This window comes from Arthrobacter mobilis (genome assembly GCF_012395835.1).
GTDB classification, from domain to species: Bacteria; Actinomycetota; Actinomycetes; order Actinomycetales; family Micrococcaceae; genus Crystallibacter; species Crystallibacter mobilis.
In genome coordinates, this window is record NZ_JAAZSQ010000002.1 from 159,917 (window position 1) to 176,733 (window position 16,817).

Below are 16,817 nucleotides of genomic sequence, written 5' to 3' on the forward strand. Positions count from 1 at the left end.
CATGACTACAGCGGATACCGCTGACTTCGGGCTGCTGTCCCCGGCCACGGCCGGGACAGCAGCGTCCCGTTTAACCAGCGACTCACAGTTCATCCAGGCCATGCTCGACGTCGAGCTCGAATGGGTCCGGGTGCTCGCGGACGCCGGCCATGCCGGCGCGGGGGTGCCGGCCGCCGTCGAAGCCGCCGCGCGGGCCGGCCTGTACGACGCCGCGGACCTCGCCGTCCGGGCCCAGGGCGGCGGCAACCCGCTGATCCCGCTGCTGGCGGACCTGAGGGCCAATCTTCGGGCTTCCGCGGCTCCCGAAGCCGCCGCGGCCGCGGCAGCGGTCCATAAGGGCGCCACCAGCCAGGACATCGTGGACAGCGCGTTGTTCGTGATGGCCCGCCGCACCGTGGAGGTCATCGGCACCGACCTGCGCGCGGCCGCGGCCGCGCTGGCCCGGCTGGCGGATGAACACCGCGGCACGGTCACCGTGGCGCGGACGCTGACCCAGCATTCGCTGCCCTCGACCTTCGGGCTCAAGGCCGCCAACTGGCTCGACGGCGTGGGCCGGGCCGGCATGCGCCTGGAGGAGGCGGCCGCCGCGCTGCCGCTGCAGTGGGGCGGGGCCGCCGGCACGATGGCCGCGCTGACCACCCTCACCGGCGCGGCCCCGGACCGCGGCGCGCCGCTGGAGCTGGCGGCACGGCTCGCGGCCCGGCTGGGGCTGGCCGACCCGGTGGCGCCGTGGCAGACCAACCGGCTGCCGGTGACCGCGCTGGCCGCGGCGCTGGCCGACGTGCTGGCGGCCGCCGGCAAGGTCGCCAATGACGTGCTGCTGCTCAGCCGGCCGGAAATCGGCGAACTGTCCGAGCCCCGGGCCGCAGGCCGCGGCGTGTCCTCTGCCATGCCGCAGAAGCAGAACCCAGTGCTCTCGGTGCTGATCCGCAGCGCCGCCCTGGCCGCTCCGGGCCACCTGGCCCAGGTACAGGCCGCGGCCGCCGGCGCCGTCGACGAACGGCCGGACGGCTCCTGGCACGTGGAGTGGCAGGCGCTGCGCCAGCTGCTGCGCCTGGCCGGGGGAGCGGCGGCCAAGCTGGCCGAGCTGGCCGGGGGCCTGGCCGTGCACCGGGACCGGATGGCGGCCAACCTCGCGCTGACCGGGCCGCTGCTGGTCAGCGAGAAGATCATGGCCGCGGCGGCACCGCTGCTGGACGGGGCGGAGCCGGGCGCCGGCAAGGCGAAGGTCCAGGCGCTGGTCAACGAATCCCTGGCCACCGGCGCACCGCTGGGTGAGCTGCTGCGCGCGGCCGTGCCGAAGGAGGAGCTCTCCGATGCCCGGCTGGCCGACCTGCTGGAGCCGGCCAACTACACCGGCCAGGCCGACGAGCTGATCAGCCGGATTACCTCCCACTACCAGGAATGGAGCCGGCCGTGAGCATCTCCGGCATCATCCCCACCCAGCTGTCCGGCAGCAGGGGCAGGCCCGTGCTGATCGCCGCGGCGGGCCTCGGCACCGGGGCCAAGGCCCTGTGGACCGACGCCGTCGCGCACCTGGAGGACTTCCAGGTCATCGGCATCGACCTGCCCGGGCACGGGGCCAGCCCGGCCTCCACCAAACCGTACACCATGGCCGGGCTGGCTACCGCCGTGGCCGGCCTGGTGGAGCAGCTGCGCGCGGCCGGGGACATCGACCCGGAGCAGAAGATCTTCTTCGCCGGCGTGTCGATGGCCGGCCAGCTGGCCCTGCAGCTGGGCCTGGACCATCCGCAGCTGTTCTCCGGCCTGGCCGTGATCTGCTCCGGTGCCAGGATCGGCGACCCGCAGGCCTGGCAGGAGCGTGCCGCAACCGTCAGCGCTGCCGGCACGCCCACCATGGTGGAGGGATCGGCCCGGCGCTGGTTCGCCCCCGGCTTCATCGAGCAGCACCCCGAGGCCGCGGCCCGGCTGCTCCACAGCCTGCAGAACGCCGACCGGTTCGCCTACGCCCATGCCTGCGGCGCACTCGCCGGTTTCGACGTGCGCGGGCGCCTGGGGGCGGTCACCGTCCCGGTGATCGCCATCGCCGGCGGCGCCGACGAGGTCTGCCCGCCGCCGTTCGCCGAGGCGGTGGCCGCCGGCGTGCAGCACGGCACCGCTGCCGTCGTCGCCTCCGCCGCCCACCAGGCGCCGGCCGAAGCACCCGAGGAGACCGCGGCGCTGCTGCGCCGCTTCTTCCTGGCAGCCTGATCCCGCAGGACACACCACCTACCAGCAAGGAGATCCTCCCCGTGAGCGAGAAGCACTTTACGTTCGACCCGGCCCAGTCCCAGGAAGCGCTCTATGACGCAGGCATGGCGGTGCGCCGCGAGGTCCTCGGCGATGCCCATGTGGACCGGGCCAACGCCTCCATCGACGGCTTCACCCAGGACTTCCAGGAACTGATCACCCGCTATGCCTGGGGCACCATCTGGACCCGTCCGGGGCTGTCCCGGACCACCCGCAGCGCGATCACGCTCACTGCGATGATCGCCAACGGCTACTGGGAGGAGCTGGCGATGCATGTGCGCGCCGCGCTGACCAACGGCATGACCCGGGACGAGATCAAGGAAGTGATCCTGCAGTCGGCCATCTACTGCAGCGTGCCGGCGGCGAATGTGGCCTTCAAGGTGGCCCAGGGGGTCTTCGCCAAGCTTGACGAGGAGAACACAGCCACCCTATAGTTCATATGACGCACAGAAGTTCGTACAGCGAACGCTAGCCGCTTCCGGAACTGTGCTGCCGACAGCAATTCCCGGTCAGGTCCCGGCCCGTGGCGGGTCGGGACCTGGGCGAAGCCGACCCCGCGCCCGGTGCCGGGCGCGGATAAAGGAGCCGCAGTGAACCAGGCATATCTCTACGATGCAGTCCGTACCCCGTTCGGGAAGTTCGGCGGCGGGTTGGCGGGCGTGCGCCCCGACGACCTGGCGGCCGAGGTGGTCAAGGCTTCGGTCTCCCGTGCCAAGGACCTGGACCCGGCGCACATCGACGAGGTGGTCTTCGGCAACGCCAACGGTGCCGGCGAGGAAAACCGCAACGTCGCCCGCATGGCCACGCTGCTGGCAGGCCTGCCCACCTCCATCCCGGGGACCACGGTGAACCGGCTGTGCGGCTCCAGCCTGGATGCGGCGATCATCGCGTCCCGGCAGATCAACGCCGGCGAGGCCGACGTCGTGCTGGTCGGCGGCGTCGAATCCATGAGCCGGGCCCCGTGGGTGCTGCCCAAGACCGAAAAGCCCTATCCGGCCGGCGATATGACCCTGGCCTCCACCACGCTCGGCTGGCGCCTGGTGAACCGGCGGATGCCCGCGGAGTGGACCGTGTCATTGGGCGAGGCGACCGAGCAGCTGCGCGAGCGCTTCCGCATCAGCCGCGAACGGCAGGACGAATTCGCCGCCAACTCGCACAACCTGGCCGACGCCGCCTGGAACGCGGGCCGCTATGACAACCAGGTCATTGCCGTTCCAGGCACCGATCTGACCCGCGACGAGGGCATCCGGCCGAACAGCTCGGCACAGAAGCTGGCGGGCCTGAAGACCGTGTTCCGCCCGGCCGCGGATGATCCCGCCGACGGCGCTGCGGCCGGCGGCACGGTCACTGCCGGCAACGCCTCCCCGCTTTCCGACGGCGCCTCCGCCGCCTTCCTGGGCAGCGAAGCCGGCGGCACGGAACTGGGCCTGGCCCCGCTGGCCCGGATCGCCGGCCGCGGTGCCGCCGCGAACGAGCCGCAGTTCTTCGGTTTCGCCCCCGTCGAGGCCGCCAACCAGGCGCTCAAGCGCGCCGGCATCGGCTGGGGTGAAGTCGCCGCCGTCGAGCTGAACGAAGCGTTCGCCGCCCAGTCGCTGGCCTGCCTCGACGCCTGGGAGGTGGACCCGGCGCTGGTCAACGCCTGGGGCGGCGCCGTGGCCATCGGCCACCCGCTGGGCGCCTCCGGCATCCGCATCCTCGGCACCCTGGCCCGCCGGCTCGAAGCCAGCGGGGAACGCTGGGGCGTGGCCGCGATCTGCATCGGCGTCGGCCAGGGCCTGGCCGTCGTGCTCGAGAACGTCAACGCCACCAAGTAACCACCACCCGGGGGCCCAGCAGCTCCCACGCAACAGTAAGGAGGTCCGGACCATGCTCACGATTGCAGCCACCGCCCAGGAGGCGGTCGCCGGCGTCCACGACGGCGCCACGGTGCTGATCGGCGGCTTCGGCAATGCTGGCCAGCCGATGGAACTGATCGACGCGCTGCTCCAGGGCGGCGCCACCGACCTGACAGTGGTCAACAACAACGCCGGCCAGGCTGACGCCGGCCTGGCGCTGCTGATCAAGGAGCGCCGGGTCAGGAAGATCATCTGCTCGTTTCCGCGCCAGTCCGATTCCTGGCATTTCGACGCCGCCTACCGGGCGGGGGAGATCGAGCTGGAACTGGTGCCGCAGGGCAACCTGGCCGAGCGCATCCGCGCCGCCGGCGCCGGCATCGGCGGCTTCTTCACGCCCACCGGCTACGGCACCATGCTGGCCGAGGGCAAGGAGACGCGCGTCATCGACGGCCGCGGCTACGTGCTCGAATCGCCCATCCACGCCGACTTCGCGCTGATCAAGGCGCTGAAGGCGGACAAGGTCGGCAACCTGGTCTACCGCAAGACCGCCCGCAACTTCGGCCCGATCATGGCCGCGGCCGCCAAGCAGGCCATCGTCCAGGTCTCCGAGATCGTGGAGACCGGCCAGATCGATCCGGAAGCGGTCATCACCCCGGGCATCTACGTCGACACCGTCGTCAGGATCGAACCGCCCGCGTCCGGCCCGGCCGCACCCTCCAGTACCGAACATGAGGTAAACCAGTGAGCGAGAAACTCAGCCGCGACGCGCTGGCACAGCTTGTCGCCAGGGACATCAAACCCGGATCCTATGTGAACCTGGGCATCGGCCAGCCCACGCTGGTCTCGAACTACCTGACCCCGGAGCAGGAGGTCACCCTGCATACCGAGAACGGCATGCTGGGCATGGGCCCGGAGGCGCACGGGGACCAGATCGACGAGGACCTGATCAACGCCGGCAAGATTCCGGTCACCGAACTTCCCGGCGCCTCCTACTTCCACCACGCCGATTCCTTCGCCATGATGCGCGGCGGGCACCTGGACGTCTGCGTCCTGGGGGCCTTCCAGGTCTCTGCGACCGGCGACCTGGCCAACTGGCACACCGGGGCCCCTGACGCGATCCCGGCCGTCGGCGGCGCGATGGACCTGGCCACCGGTGCCAAGGACGTCTACGTGATGATGTCCCTGTTCACCAAGGACGGCAGGAGCAAGCTGGTGCCCGAATGCAGCTACCCGCTCACGGGCGTAGGCTGCGTGACCCGCGTTTACACTAATGAGGCGGTGTTCCTGATTTCGTCCGAGGGCGTGCGCGTGCGCGAGACCTTTGGCACCACCGTGGAGGAACTGCAGGCGAAGATGGACGTCAAGCTGCTGCCGCCGCTGTAAGGGAGCTGCCAGGGTCCCCGTGCGCGACGCGCGCGGGGCAGGCAGCGAACGCTGAGCGCGGGCAGCACCGGAAACAGCGGAGGGCGATGACCGAGACGAAACAGCCCGGGGACCAGTTTGTCCAGTCCCTGGCGCGCGGGCTGGCCGTGATCCGCGCCTTCGACGCGGAGAACGTCAGCATGACCCTCAGCGACGTCTCCCGGCGCACGGGGCTGACCCGCGCCACCGCCCGCCGTTTCCTGCATACCCTGGTGGAACTGGGCTACGTCCGGACCGACGGGCGTGTCTTCGAGCTGACGGCCCTGGTCCTGCAGCTGGGCTACTCCTATTTGTCCGGACAAACCCTGCCCCAGCTGGTGCAGCCGCTGCTGGAGGAACTCTCCGCCCAGCTGCATGAATCCACCTCCGCCTCCATCCTGGACGGGGCGGACATTGTCTACATTGCGCGCATCCACACCCGCCGCATCATGACGGTGGGCATTACCGTGGGCACACGCTTTCCCGCCTACGCCACCTCGATGGGCCGGGTGCTGCTGGCGGGGCTGCCCGAGCCGGAGCTGGAACGCTACCTGGCCGCCGCGGATCTGCGGCCGCTGACACCCCGGACCATCGGCACCCCGGACGTGCTGCGGGCCGAGCTGGCCAGGATCCGCCGGCAGGGCTACGCCGTGGTCGACCAGGAACTGGAAACCGGCCTGCGCTCGGTGGCGGTGCCCATCCATGCGCCGGACGGAAGCGTGGCTGCGGCGCTGAACGTGTCCATGCAGGTGCGCTTCGAGGATGCCGGCCGGAACCTGGACGACCTCGCCGCGGAGGTCCTGCCCCAGCTGCAGGCCGCCTCGCGGAAGGCCACCGACGCCCTGCGGGCCAAGCAGGAGCCGCGGGTCCCGCCGCGCAGCTAGCACCGAGGGCCCCGCTGCGAGCGAAGCGGGCAGTGGGAAGGGGCGGCGCGCAGGCGGGCAGTGGGAAGGCTCGCGGCGGTAGCCGGCCCCCGGGCCCGGGCGTGTCATGGCGCGCGGAATCTCTGTTAGACTTGATACCGATTGTTTTGTGTGGCAGTGGATGAAGGCCGTTTCCCGGATCCCGGGGGACGGGGCCTGTTTCCGGTCCGCGGGGTACGTGCGCGGAGAATGCCACACTTTTGCACGCCTACGGTCGCTTCATTTCCGCAGGGAGTGCGAAGACGACCGAAAGTGCCAGCCCCCGGGACCGTGCCCATGCGGCAGGGAACCGGGCGGCGGGCAAAGTCCAACTTAACGGAGAACACGAAAGTGCCTACGATTCAGCAGCTGGTCCGCAAGGGCCGGACTCCTAAGGTCTCCAAGACCAAGGCTCCCGCGCTTAAGGGCAGCCCCATGAAGCGCGGCGTCTGCACCCGCGTCTACACCACCACCCCGAAGAAGCCGAACTCCGCGCTGCGCAAGGTCGCCCGTGTCCGCCTCGCCGGCGGCATCGAAGTGACCGCCTACATCCCCGGCGTCGGCCACAACCTGCAGGAACACTCCATCGTGCTGGTGCGCGGCGGTCGTGTGAAGGACCTGCCGGGTGTGCGCTACAAGATCGTGCGCGGCGCCCTCGACACCCAGGGCGTGAAGAACCGCCAGCAGGCCCGCTCCCGCTACGGCGCGAAGAAGGAGAAGAAGTAATGCCCCGCAAGGGTCCGGCCCCCAAGCGGCCGCTCGTCGTTGATCCGGTCTACGGATCCCCGCTGGTTACCCAGCTCATCAACAAGGTTCTGGTCGACGGTAAGAAGTCCACCGCGGAGCGCATCGTTTACGGTGCCCTGGAAGGTGCGCGCTCGAAGACCGGAGGCGATCCCGTTGCGGCCCTGAAGAAGGCCATGGACAACGTGCGCCCCACCCTTGAGGTCCGCTCCCGCCGCGTCGGTGGCGCAACCTACCAGGTTCCGGTCGAGGTCAAGCCGGGTCGTGCCACGGCCCTGGCCCTGCGCTGGCTGGTGGGTTACTCCAAGGCCCGCCGCGAGAAGACCATGACCGAGCGCCTGATGAACGAGATTCTGGATGCCTCGAACGGTCTCGGTGCCGCTGTGAAGCGCCGCGAAGACACCCACAAGATGGCCGAGTCCAACAAGGCCTTCGCCCACTACCGCTGGTAACAGAGCGCAGTTGACGGCGGCGGGCCCGCAACCCGGGCCCGCGCCGTCCGTGCGGCTCACCTATAAAGGGAGACACTGTGGCACTCGACGTGCTTACCGACCTGAAAAAGGTCCGCAATATCGGCATCATGGCCCACATCGATGCCGGCAAGACCACCACTACTGAGCGCATCCTCTTCTACACCGGTGTTAACCACAAGATCGGTGAGACGCACGACGGCGCCTCCACCATGGACTGGATGGCCCAGGAGCAGGAACGCGGCATCACCATCACCTCCGCCGCGACCACCTGCTACTGGAACAACAACCAGATCAACATCATCGACACCCCGGGCCACGTGGACTTCACCGTCGAGGTGGAGCGTTCGCTGCGCGTCCTCGACGGCGCCGTGGCGGTGTTCGACGGTAAGGAAGGCGTCGAGCCGCAGTCCGAGACCGTGTGGCGCCAGGCCGACAAGTACAACGTCCCGCGCATCTGCTTCGTCAACAAGATGGACAAGCTGGGTGCGGACTTCTACTTCACCGTCGACACCATCATCAACCGCCTCGGTGCCAAGCCGCTGGTCATGCAGCTGCCGATCGGCGCCGAGAACGACTTCGAGGGCGTTGTCGACCTGCTGACCATGAAGGCCCTGACCTGGCGCGGCGAGACCAAGATGGGCGCCGAGTACGAGGTCGAGGAGATCCCGGCTGACCTGCAGGAGAAGGCCGAGGAATACCGCGCCCAGCTGGTCGAGGCCGTGGCCGAGTCCTCCGAGGAACTCATGGAGAAGTACCTCGAGGGCGAAGAGCTGAGCATCGACGAGCTCAAGGCCGGCATCCGCAAGCTGACCGTGAACTCCGAGATCTACCCGGTCTTCTGCGGTTCGGCGTTCAAGAACAAGGGTGTCCAGCCGATGCTGGACGCGGTCATCGACTACCTGCCCAGCCCGCTGGACGTGCCCAACGTCAAGGGCCACGACGTGCGCGACGAGGAGATCATCCTCGAGCGCCCGGCTGACGCAGACGCCCCGTTCTCGGCGCTGGCCTTCAAGGTGGTCACCCACCCGTTCTTCGGCAAGCTGACCTACATCCGCGTCTACTCCGGCAAGGCCTCCTCCGGCGCCCAGGTGATCAACTCCACCAAGGGCAAGAAGGAGCGCATCGGCAAGCTGTTCCAGATGCACGCCAACAAGGAGAACCCGGTGGACGAGATCACCACCGGCCACATCTACGCGGCGATCGGCCTGAAGGACACCACCACCGGCGACACGTTGTGCGATCCGGCCAACCCGATCGTGCTCGAGTCCATGACCTTCCCGGAGCCGGTGATCTCGGTTGCCATCGAGCCGAAGACCAAGGGTGACCAGGAGAAGCTCTCCACCGCCATCCAGAAGCTCTCCGAAGAGGACCCGACCTTCCAGGTCTCCCTCAACGAAGAGACCGGTCAGACCGTCATCGCCGGCATGGGCGAGCTGCACCTGGACATCCTGGTGGACCGCATGCGCCGCGAATTCAAGGTCGAGGCCAACGTGGGCAAGCCCCAGGTCGCCTACCGCGAGACGATCAAGCGTGCCGTCGAGAAGGTCGACTACACCCACAAGAAGCAGACCGGTGGTTCCGGCCAGTTCGCCAAGGTGCAGGTGACCTTCGAGCCGCTGGACACCTCCGAGGGCACCTTCTACGAGTTCGAGAACAAGGTCACCGGCGGCCGCATCCCGCGCGAGTACATCCCCTCCGTGGATGCGGGCATCCAGGACGCCATGCAGCTCGGTGTCCTCGCCGGCTACCCGCTGGTGGGCGTCAAGGCAAGCCTGCTCGACGGCGCCTACCACGACGTCGACTCCTCCGAAATGGCGTTCAAGATCGCCGGTTCCCAGGTCCTCAAGGAAGGCGTCAAGCGCGCCAACCCGGTCCTGCTCGAGCCGCTGATGGCCGTCGAGGTGCGTACCCCCGAGGAGTACATGGGCGACGTCATCGGCGACCTGAACTCCCGCCGCGGCATGATCCAGTCCATGGAAGATGCCTCCGGCGTCAAGGTGGTGCGTGCCAACGTGCCGCTGTCCGAGATGTTCGGCTACATCGGTGACCTGCGGTCTAAGACCCAGGGCCGCGCGGTCTACTCGATGCAGTTCGACAGCTACGCCGAGGTCCCGAAGGCTGTTGCCGACGAGATCATCCAGAAGACGCGCGGCGAGTAAGCCGCCGTTGCCCGCCCGGTGATGAGCCGGGCGGGCAGTCACCGCAGGTGGCTGGATGTGCCGGCCCCGGGGCATCCGGCCACCTGCGGCCCCAGGCCGAAGGCATCGCAACCGGTGCCGGTCGATGCCTGTAATTTCACCAAATATCAAAGCCCGACGTAGACTTGTTCAAGTTTCGGTAGCGAAAAGCGTTGCCGGAGAGCAATTCTTCTCAAGACGTTCTAGGAGGAACCAGTGGCGAAGGCAAAGTTCGAGCGGACTAAGCCGCACGTCAACATCGGCACCATCGGTCACGTTGACCATGGCAAGACCACGTTGACCGCTGCCATTTCCAAGGTGCTTGCCGACAAGTACCCCGATCTCAACGAGCAGCGCGACTTCTCGTCCATCGACGCGGCTCCGGAAGAGCGCCAGCGCGGTATCACCATCAACATCGCCCACATCGAGTACCAGACCGAGAAGCGCCACTACGCGCACGTCGACGCTCCGGGCCACGCCGACTACATCAAGAACATGATCACCGGTGCGGCCCAGATGGACGGCGCGATCCTCGTGGTTGCCGCCACCGACGGTCCGATGGCCCAGACCCGCGAGCACGTTCTGCTGGCCCGCCAGGTGGGCGTGCCCTACCTGCTCGTGGCCCTGAACAAGGCTGACATGGTCGAGGACGAGGAACTGCTCGACCTGGTCGAGATGGAAGTCCGCGAGCTGCTCAGCTCCCAGGGCTTCGACGGCGACAACGCTCCGGTTGTGCGCGTCTCCGGCCTGAAGGCCCTCGAGGGTGACCCGCAGTGGGTCAAGTCCGTCGAGGACCTGATGGAAGCCGTGGACGAGAACGTTCCGGACCCGGTCCGCGACAAGGACAAGCCGTTCCTGATGCCGATCGAGGACGTCTTCACCATCACCGGCCGCGGCACCGTGGTGACCGGCCGTGCCGAGCGCGGTACCCTCGCGATCAACTCCGAAGTTGAGATCGTCGGTATCCGCCCGGTCCAGAAGACCACCGTCACCGGTATCGAAATGTTCCACAAGCAGCTCGACGAGGCTTGGGCCGGCGAGAACTGTGGTCTGCTGCTGCGCGGTATCAAGCGCGAGGACGTGGAGCGTGGCCAGGTTGTTGTCAAGCCGGGTTCGATCACCCCGCACACCAACTTCGAGGCCAACGTCTACATCCTGTCCAAGGATGAGGGCGGCCGCCACAACCCGTTCTACTCGAACTACCGCCCGCAGTTCTACTTCCGTACCACGGACGTGACCGGCGTCATCACCCTGCCGGAGGGCACCGAAATGGTCATGCCCGGCGACAACACGGAGATGACCGTCGAGCTCATCCAGCCGATCGCTATGGAAGAGGGCCTCGGCTTCGCCATCCGCGAGGGTGGCCGCACCGTTGGATCCGGCCGCGTTACCAAGATCCTGAAGTAACACCGGTCCCGGATACCCGGACAACACGGAACCCCGCTGCTGCTGCAGCGGGGTTCCGCGTTTAATCCGGCTTTGATCCGCACGGGCCGGCCGGTGCCCCGAACGGGACGGGGTTCAGGTGAGGTTCTGGTGGAGGCAGAGGATGTTGCCCTCGGTATCCGTGAACCAAGCGCACTTCTGGTGTTCGCTGGTGGCCACGTGGTCCACCGTCTTCAGGCCCGGCAGGTCGTAGTCCTCGAACCTGATTCCGCGCTCCTCCAGCGTCTTCATCTCGCTGGCCAGATCGTCCACCTCGAAGCTGACCGAGGTGTGGTCGGAGGTGTCGGCGTTTGGCTTGACCATCAGTTCGATCGCCGAACCGCCGCCGCTGGAGAACATCGCGGTGCCCTCCTCCGGGGCTGCCACGGGCTGCAGGCCCAGGCGGTTTCCGTAGAAGTCGCGCGCACGGTCCATGTCTTTCACGGGCAGGACCGTCGTCATTTTCGTTGTGCTCAGCATGGTGCCCATCTCCTTTGAACCGAGACCGACGGATACTTCCAGAATAATCCCGCCGCTTCCGGCCGGAGCCCTCCCCGCCGGGGAAAAACAGGGCCGGCAGGCGGGAAACCGCGCCGTCCTCCGGTAGCATCGGCTCCATGGAATGGGTCGTCTTCTGGGTTCTCGCCGGCACCGTGGCTGCGGCGGCCTCCGGCGTGCTGTGGGCCCGGCGCTACTTCCGCCACGAGATCGAGCGGGCCCGCCGGATCCGGCGGGCCAACCGCCACGGCCGGCAGTAGCTCCTACAGCCGGGCCCGGGCCCGGTCCCGGTGCGAGGCCAGCTGCTGCAGCCACTTGTAGGAGGCCTTGGGGATGCGCCGCTGGGTGGCGAAGTCCACGTAGACCAGGCCGAAGCGCTGGCTGTAGCCGGCAGCCCATTCGAAGTTGTCCATCAGCGTCCAGACGTAGTAGCCGCGCAGATCGATGGCCTCGGCCGGCCCGCCTGGCGCCGTGGCCTCCAGCGCCGCATTGATGTGGTCGGCCAGATACTCCGTCCGCTTCACGTCGGCCACCTCCGGTTCGCCGGTCAGTGCGTCCTCGACGACGACGTCGGTGAAGCTGGCCCCGCCTTCGGTGATGTAGACCGGGGGCATCCCGGGATAACGCCGGGCCATCTCGGTCAGCGCCACCCCCAGGTACTGCGGGGCCACGGGCCAGCCGAAGCCGGTCCGCTCGTAGCCGGGCCAGCCGGTGAGGTGGAACGGCATATCCTGCACGTCCTGGACGAACTGCTCGGGCACGCCCTCGGGCTTGGCGTGCGGGCCGGTCAGCGGCCCGGGCCCCGGGGCGATCCGGGAGGGGAAGTAGTAGTTCAGGCCGTAGAAGTCCAGCGGCTGGTGCATCAGGGCGATGTCCTCCTCCGGCACCGTGTGGAAGTAGGCCAGGAAGGGCGTCAGCAGCGGATTGAACCGCGGGTAGCTGCCCAGCAGCACCGGGTCCGCGAACATGCCGTTGAAGAGGATGTCGTACAGCTGCACCATCAGTTCGTTGCCGAACCCCTCCGTGGCCGGGACCACCGGGGAGTAGACGTTGGTGATGCCCACCTCGCCCCGGACGCTGGCCGTGCGCAGGGCCTCGACGCTCAGCCCGTGGCCGAGCAGCAGGTGGTGCGCGGCCGGCAGGGAGTCGAACAGGTGCGGCACTCCAGGGGCGTGCAGCCCGAGGGCGTAGCCGTTGAGCGTCACGGTGGCCGGCTCGTTGATCGTCACCCAGCGGTCGACGCGGTCGCCGAAGGCATCTGCTGCCAGGGCGGCGAACTCGGCCAGCCGGTAGGCCGTCTCCCGGTTCAGCCAGCCGCCTTCCTGCTCCAGCGGCAGGGGAGTGTCCCAGTGGTAGATGGTGCACATGGGGGAGATGCCCCGCTCCAGCAGCCGGTCCAGCAGCCGGTCGTAAAAGTCCACGCCCTTGCGGTTCACCGGCCCCCGGCCGTCCGGCTGGATCCGCGGCCAGGACAGGGAGAACCGGTAGGAGTCGGCCCCGAGGGCGTGGATGAGTTCCACGTCCTCGGGCATGCGGTGGTAGTGGTCACAGGCAATGTCCGCGTCCGTGCCATCGACGATCCGCCCCGGCAGGTGGGTGAAGGCGTCCCAGCCTGAAGGACCGCGGCCGTCCTCGGCCACCGCCCCTTCGATCTGGAAGGCGGCTGTGGCCACGCCCAGCATGAAGTGTGCAGGCAGTTTCGCGGCGAGGCTTTCGGCGGCGATGGCCATGGACGGCTCCTTCACTCGGCGGTAGGCTTCACGGCGGGCCGTAGCTCGTAGCATCTCACCTGAGCCTGCCCGCCGTAACCCCCGTACCCTGACGGCGGCGGTCCCAAACCGGGCCGCGCCCGAAAACCGCCGTTGCGGTAGCGGTGGGACCGGAGCGGGCGCAGGGGAGCGAAGTCTAGCGCCCCGGGCGCGCGCAGGCGGGGACATCGGCCCGATTCGCGTTTCGCACCGATATCTGGCACACTGGATGACGTTGTTCAAGCGCTTTTGCGTGTCTTCAGGCGAGGTTGCGTCCCGCCCGGGATAATGCCCGGGGTCAGGGTCGGGCCCGAAGAAGGCGGCTCAAGCCCAAATATAACCCACCCCAATCATGTTGGGCGGAGTCTGCGGAATCTTCGCGACACGCCCGAGCGCGGGGGTCGGAGCCTCGGCAGGGTGAGGAACCCGGAATCGTCCGGATTCAGTCTGTTGGAGGGGCGCCAGGTCCAGGCACTGCCGGTCATCGAGCCGGAACGGGACGCGGGGCGCATGCCAGAAATAAACAGAGCAGCACTGAGAAAGAGAGCGGAGACGCCATGGCGGGACAGAAAATCCGCATCCGTCTGAAGTCATATGACCACGAGGTCATTGATGTTTCAGCACGGAAGATCGTTGAGACGGTCACGCGTGCAGGCGCAACGGTAGTGGGCCCCGTGCCGCTGCCGACCGAGAAGAACGTGTACTGCGTTATTCGTTCGCCGCACAAGTACAAGGACAGCCGTGAGCACTTCGAAATGCGTACTCACAAGCGTCTGATCGACATCATTGACCCCACGCCCAAGGCTGTTGACTCGCTCATGCGGCTCGACCTGCCCGCAGACGTGAACATCGAAATCAAGCTGTAAGGGGGCGCGGATTCACATGTCTACTTCGCTTACACGCCAGGTGAAGGGCCTGCTGGGTACCAAGCTCGGCATGACCCAGGTCTGGGACGAGAACAACCGCGTTGTACCGGTGACCGTCGTCCAGGCCGACTCCAACGTCGTTACTCAGCTGCTCAATGCAGAGCGCGACGGCTACACCGCCGTCCAGATCGGCTACGGTGCGATCGACCCGCGCAAGGTGACCAAGCCGCTCGCCGGCCACTTCGAGAAGGCCGGCGTGACCCCGCGCCGCCACCTGGTCGAGCTGCGCACCTCCGACGCCGAATCCTACGAACTGGGCCAGGAGCTCTCCGTGGAGGTCTTCGAGGCCGGCCAGAAGGTCGACGTCGTCGGCACCACCAAGGGTAAGGGCTTCGCCGGTGTCATGAAGCGCCACGGCTTCTCCGGTGTCGGGGCCTCGCACGGCCAGCACAAGAACCACCGCAAGCCCGGTTCCATCGGTGGCGCATCCACCCCGAGCCGCGTCTTCAAGGGCCTGCGCATGGCCGGCCGTATGGGTAACGTCCGCCACACCACGCAGAACCTGACCGTTCACGCCGTGGACGCCGAGAAGTCGCTGCTCCTGATCAAGGGTGCCGTTCCCGGTGCCCGCGGCTCGGTCGTCCTCGTCCGTTCCGCAGTGAAGGGAGCCTAGTCCAATGGCCAACACTGTCCAGGTAGACCTGCCTGCCGAGATCTTCGACGTCCAGACCAACGTGCCGCTGCTGCACCAGGTCGTCGTCGCCCAGCTCGCGGCAGCCCGCCAGGGTACCCACAAGACCAAGACCCGCGCCGAGGTTTCCGGCGCCGGCCGCAAGCCGTTCAAGCAGAAGGGCACCGGCCGCGCCCGCCAGGGTTCCATCCGTGCCCCGCACATGACCGGCGGCGGCGTCGTCCACGGCCCGACCCCGCGCGACTACAGCCAGCGCACCCCCAAGAAGATGAAGGCTGCCGCCCTGCGCGGTGCCCTGTCCGACCGGGCACGCAACGGCCGCATCCACGTCCTCGACGCACTGGTCGCCGGCGAGAAGCCGTCCACCAAGGCAGCACTCGAGGCCCTGCGCGCGGTGACCGACCGCCGGAACCTGCTCGTGGTGATCGAGCGCTCCAACGATGTCGCGGCCCTGAGCCTGCGCAACATCGAGGAAGTCCACACCATCTACGTGGACCAGCTGAACACCTACGACGTGCTGGTCTCCGACGACGTGGTCTTCACCCAGGCCGCCTACGAGGCGTTCGTCGCAGCCAAGACAGCTGACAAGACAGCCGAACAGAACACTGCCAAGGAGGACGCCAAGTGAGCGCGACCACCGGTAAGGACCCCCGCGACGTCGTCATCGCACCCGTCGTTTCGGAAAAGAGCTACGGCCTGATCGACGAAGGTAAGTACACCTTCCTGGTCGACCCGCGCTCGAACAAGAGCGAGATCAAGTTCGCCGTGGAGAAGATCTTCTCCGTCAAGGTCGACTCGATCAACACCATCAACCGTGCCGGAAAGCGCAAGCGGACCAAGTTCGGATGGGGACAGCGCAAGGACACCAAGCGCGCCATTGTCACCCTGAAGGAAGGCACAATCGACATCTTCGGCGGTCCGCTTTCCTAAGCGGAGACCACTTTAACGAGGAAATAAAACATGGGAATCCGTAAATACAAGCCGACTACGCCGGGCCGCCGCGGCTCGAGCGTGGCCGACTTTGCCGAAATCACGCGGTCGACGCCGGAGAAGTCGCTGCTGCGTCCGCTGTCCAAGACCGGCGGCCGCAACAACAGCGGCAAGATCACCACCCGGCACAAGGGCGGCGGCCACAAGCGCCAGTACCGCCTGATCGACTTCCGCCGCCACGACAAGGACGGCGTGCCGGCCAAGGTCGCGCACATCGAGTACGACCCGAACCGTACCGCCCGCATCGCCCTGCTGCACTACGTGGACGGCACCAAGCGCTACATCATTGCGCCGAACAAGCTGGCCCAGGGCGACATGGTCGAAGCCGGCCCGAACGCCGACATCAAGCCGGGCAACAACCTGCCGATGCGCAACATCCCCGTGGGTACCGTTATCCACGCCGTGGAGCTGCGTCCAGGCGGCGGCGCCAAGATGGCCCGCTCCGCCGGCGCCTCCGTGCAGCTCGTCGCCAAGGAAGGCCGCTTCGCCCAGCTGCGCCTGCCCTCCGGGGAAATCCGCAACGTGGACGTGCGCTGCCGCGCCACCGTGGGCGAGGTCGGCAATGCCGAGCAGTCCAACATCAACTGGGGCAAGGCCGGCCGCCTGCGCTGGAAGGGCATCCGCCCGACCGTCCGTGGTGTGGCCATGAACCCGGTGGACCACCCGCATGGTGGTGGTGAAGGCAAGACCTCCGGCGGCCGCCACCCGGTCAACCCGAACGGCAAGCCCGAGGGCCGCACCCGCCGCCCCAACAAGGAAAGCGACAAGCTCATTGTGCGTCGCCGTCGTACTGGCAAGAACAAGCGATAGGAGCCTG

At 67.8% G+C, this 16,817-nt stretch carries 19 protein-coding genes; 17 read left to right on the forward strand and 2 right to left on the reverse strand.

The window, feature by feature from the left end; genetic code table 11:
* Position 1 precedes the first annotated feature (1 nt).
* The 11 genes from HGG74_RS03150 (at position 2) to tuf (ending at position 11,189) form a co-directional block, all read left to right on the forward strand.
* Positions 2 to 1,420, forward strand: a complete 1,419-nt coding sequence (locus tag HGG74_RS03150; protein WP_168484888.1) for a lyase family protein — start codon at positions 2 to 4, stop codon at positions 1,418 to 1,420.
* On the forward strand, positions 1,417 to 2,211 hold the full coding sequence (locus tag HGG74_RS03155; protein WP_312856719.1) for an alpha/beta fold hydrolase: 795 nt from the start codon (positions 1,417 to 1,419) through the stop codon (positions 2,209 to 2,211). Before HGG74_RS03150 ends, HGG74_RS03155 begins: the two co-directional genes overlap by 4 nt.
* A 41-nt stretch (positions 2,212 to 2,252) precedes the next feature.
* Entirely contained in the window at positions 2,253 to 2,684 is a 432-nt protein-coding gene (pcaC, locus tag HGG74_RS03160; protein WP_168484890.1) for a 4-carboxymuconolactone decarboxylase, read from the forward strand.
* A 156-nt stretch (positions 2,685 to 2,840) separates the two neighbouring features.
* Positions 2,841 to 4,064, forward strand: a complete 1,224-nt coding sequence (locus HGG74_RS03165; RefSeq protein WP_168484891.1) for a thiolase family protein — start codon at positions 2,841 to 2,843, stop codon at positions 4,062 to 4,064.
* 52 nt (positions 4,065 to 4,116) lie between these two features.
* Positions 4,117 to 4,830 (forward strand): 3-oxoacid CoA-transferase subunit A, encoded by a 714-nt coding sequence (locus HGG74_RS03170; protein ID WP_168484892.1) that lies wholly within the window; start codon positions 4,117 to 4,119, stop codon positions 4,828 to 4,830.
* On the forward strand, positions 4,827 to 5,468 hold the full coding sequence (locus HGG74_RS03175) for a 3-oxoacid CoA-transferase subunit B (protein ID WP_168484893.1): 642 nt from the start codon (positions 4,827 to 4,829) through the stop codon (positions 5,466 to 5,468). The genes HGG74_RS03170 and HGG74_RS03175 overlap by 4 nt, the downstream gene beginning before the upstream one ends.
* An 86-nt stretch (positions 5,469 to 5,554) precedes the next feature.
* Positions 5,555 to 6,370 (forward strand): IclR family transcriptional regulator domain-containing protein, encoded by an 816-nt coding sequence (locus tag HGG74_RS03180; protein WP_168484894.1) that lies wholly within the window; start codon positions 5,555 to 5,557, stop codon positions 6,368 to 6,370.
* Between the two features lie 369 nt (positions 6,371 to 6,739).
* Positions 6,740 to 7,114: a 30S ribosomal protein S12 gene (gene rpsL, locus HGG74_RS03185; protein WP_168484895.1), complete on the forward strand. Its 375-nt coding sequence runs from the start codon at positions 6,740 to 6,742 to the stop codon at positions 7,112 to 7,114.
* The gene (gene rpsG, locus HGG74_RS03190) at positions 7,114 to 7,584 is read left to right on the forward strand and encodes a 30S ribosomal protein S7 (protein WP_168484896.1); all 471 of its coding nucleotides are present in this window, start codon (positions 7,114 to 7,116) and stop codon (positions 7,582 to 7,584) included. Before rpsL ends, rpsG begins: the two co-directional genes overlap by 1 nt.
* Positions 7,585 to 7,661: 77 nt before the next feature.
* Entirely contained in the window at positions 7,662 to 9,764 is a 2,103-nt protein-coding gene (gene fusA / locus HGG74_RS03195) for an elongation factor G (protein ID WP_168484897.1), read from the forward strand.
* A gap of 234 nt (positions 9,765 to 9,998) precedes the next feature.
* Entirely contained in the window at positions 9,999 to 11,189 is a 1,191-nt protein-coding gene (gene tuf, locus HGG74_RS03200) for an elongation factor Tu (RefSeq protein WP_168484898.1), read from the forward strand.
* 114 nt (positions 11,190 to 11,303) lie between these two features.
* Here the strand turns inward: tuf and HGG74_RS03205 are convergent, their stop codons facing one another.
* Entirely contained in the window at positions 11,304 to 11,687 is a 384-nt protein-coding gene (locus HGG74_RS03205) for a VOC family protein (protein WP_168484899.1), read from the reverse strand.
* 137 nt (positions 11,688 to 11,824) lie between these two features.
* On the opposite strand from HGG74_RS03205, the gene HGG74_RS03210 reads away from it, so the two are divergent.
* Entirely contained in the window at positions 11,825 to 11,965 is a 141-nt protein-coding gene (locus HGG74_RS03210) for a hypothetical protein (protein WP_168484900.1), read from the forward strand.
* A 3-nt stretch (positions 11,966 to 11,968) separates the two neighbouring features.
* On the opposite strand, the gene HGG74_RS03215 is transcribed toward HGG74_RS03210, so the two are convergent.
* On the reverse strand, positions 11,969 to 13,435 hold the full coding sequence (locus HGG74_RS03215; RefSeq protein ID WP_168484901.1) for a glycoside hydrolase family 1 protein: 1,467 nt from the start codon (positions 13,433 to 13,435) through the stop codon (positions 11,969 to 11,971).
* Positions 13,436 to 14,010: 575 nt separating this feature from the next.
* On the opposite strand from HGG74_RS03215, the gene rpsJ reads away from it, so the two are divergent.
* The 5 genes from rpsJ to rplB are packed head-to-tail and all read left to right on the forward strand — an operon-like array spanning position 14,011 to position 16,810.
* Entirely contained in the window at positions 14,011 to 14,319 is a 309-nt protein-coding gene (gene rpsJ, locus HGG74_RS03220) for a 30S ribosomal protein S10 (RefSeq protein WP_003803825.1), read from the forward strand.
* 16 nt (positions 14,320 to 14,335) lie between these two features.
* Positions 14,336 to 14,992, forward strand: coding sequence for a 50S ribosomal protein L3 (gene rplC, locus HGG74_RS03225; protein WP_168484902.1), 657 nt, complete (start codon positions 14,336 to 14,338; stop codon positions 14,990 to 14,992).
* A 4-nt stretch (positions 14,993 to 14,996) separates the two neighbouring features.
* The gene (gene rplD / locus HGG74_RS03230; RefSeq protein ID WP_168484903.1) at positions 14,997 to 15,638 is read left to right on the forward strand and encodes a 50S ribosomal protein L4; all 642 of its coding nucleotides are present in this window, start codon (positions 14,997 to 14,999) and stop codon (positions 15,636 to 15,638) included.
* Positions 15,635 to 15,940, forward strand: coding sequence for a 50S ribosomal protein L23 (gene rplW, locus HGG74_RS03235; protein WP_168484904.1), 306 nt, complete (start codon positions 15,635 to 15,637; stop codon positions 15,938 to 15,940). The genes rplD and rplW overlap by 4 nt, the downstream gene beginning before the upstream one ends.
* 30 nt (positions 15,941 to 15,970) lie before the next feature.
* On the forward strand, positions 15,971 to 16,810 hold the full coding sequence (gene rplB / locus HGG74_RS03240; protein ID WP_168484905.1) for a 50S ribosomal protein L2: 840 nt from the start codon (positions 15,971 to 15,973) through the stop codon (positions 16,808 to 16,810).
* Positions 16,811 to 16,817: the final 7 nt, after the last annotated feature.

What these genes read in the sequence shown, in the direction of transcription:
- HGG74_RS03150 (WP_168484888.1), top strand. Translation starts at nt 2, where the DNA reads ATGACTACAGCGGATACCGCTGACTTCGGGCTGCTGTCCCCGGCCACG.
- HGG74_RS03170 (WP_168484892.1), top strand. Translation starts at nt 4,117, where the DNA reads ATGCTCACGATTGCAGCCACCGCCCAGGAGGCGGTCGCCGGCGTCCAC.
- HGG74_RS03180 (WP_168484894.1), top strand. Translation starts at nt 5,555, where the DNA reads ATGACCGAGACGAAACAGCCCGGGGACCAGTTTGTCCAGTCCCTGGCG.
- rpsG (WP_168484896.1), top strand. Translation starts at nt 7,114, where the DNA reads ATGCCCCGCAAGGGTCCGGCCCCCAAGCGGCCGCTCGTCGTTGATCCG.
- HGG74_RS03205 (WP_168484899.1), bottom strand. Translation starts at nt 11,687, where the DNA reads ATGCTGAGCACAACGAAAATGACGACGGTCCTGCCCGTGAAAGACATG.
- HGG74_RS03210 (WP_168484900.1), top strand. Translation starts at nt 11,825, where the DNA reads ATGGAATGGGTCGTCTTCTGGGTTCTCGCCGGCACCGTGGCTGCGGCG.
- HGG74_RS03215 (WP_168484901.1), bottom strand. Translation starts at nt 13,435, where the DNA reads ATGGCCATCGCCGCCGAAAGCCTCGCCGCGAAACTGCCTGCACACTTC.
- rpsJ (WP_003803825.1), top strand. Translation starts at nt 14,011, where the DNA reads ATGGCGGGACAGAAAATCCGCATCCGTCTGAAGTCATATGACCACGAG.
- rplC (WP_168484902.1), top strand. Translation starts at nt 14,336, where the DNA reads ATGTCTACTTCGCTTACACGCCAGGTGAAGGGCCTGCTGGGTACCAAG.
- rplD (WP_168484903.1), top strand. Translation starts at nt 14,997, where the DNA reads ATGGCCAACACTGTCCAGGTAGACCTGCCTGCCGAGATCTTCGACGTC.
- rplB (WP_168484905.1), top strand. Translation starts at nt 15,971, where the DNA reads ATGGGAATCCGTAAATACAAGCCGACTACGCCGGGCCGCCGCGGCTCG.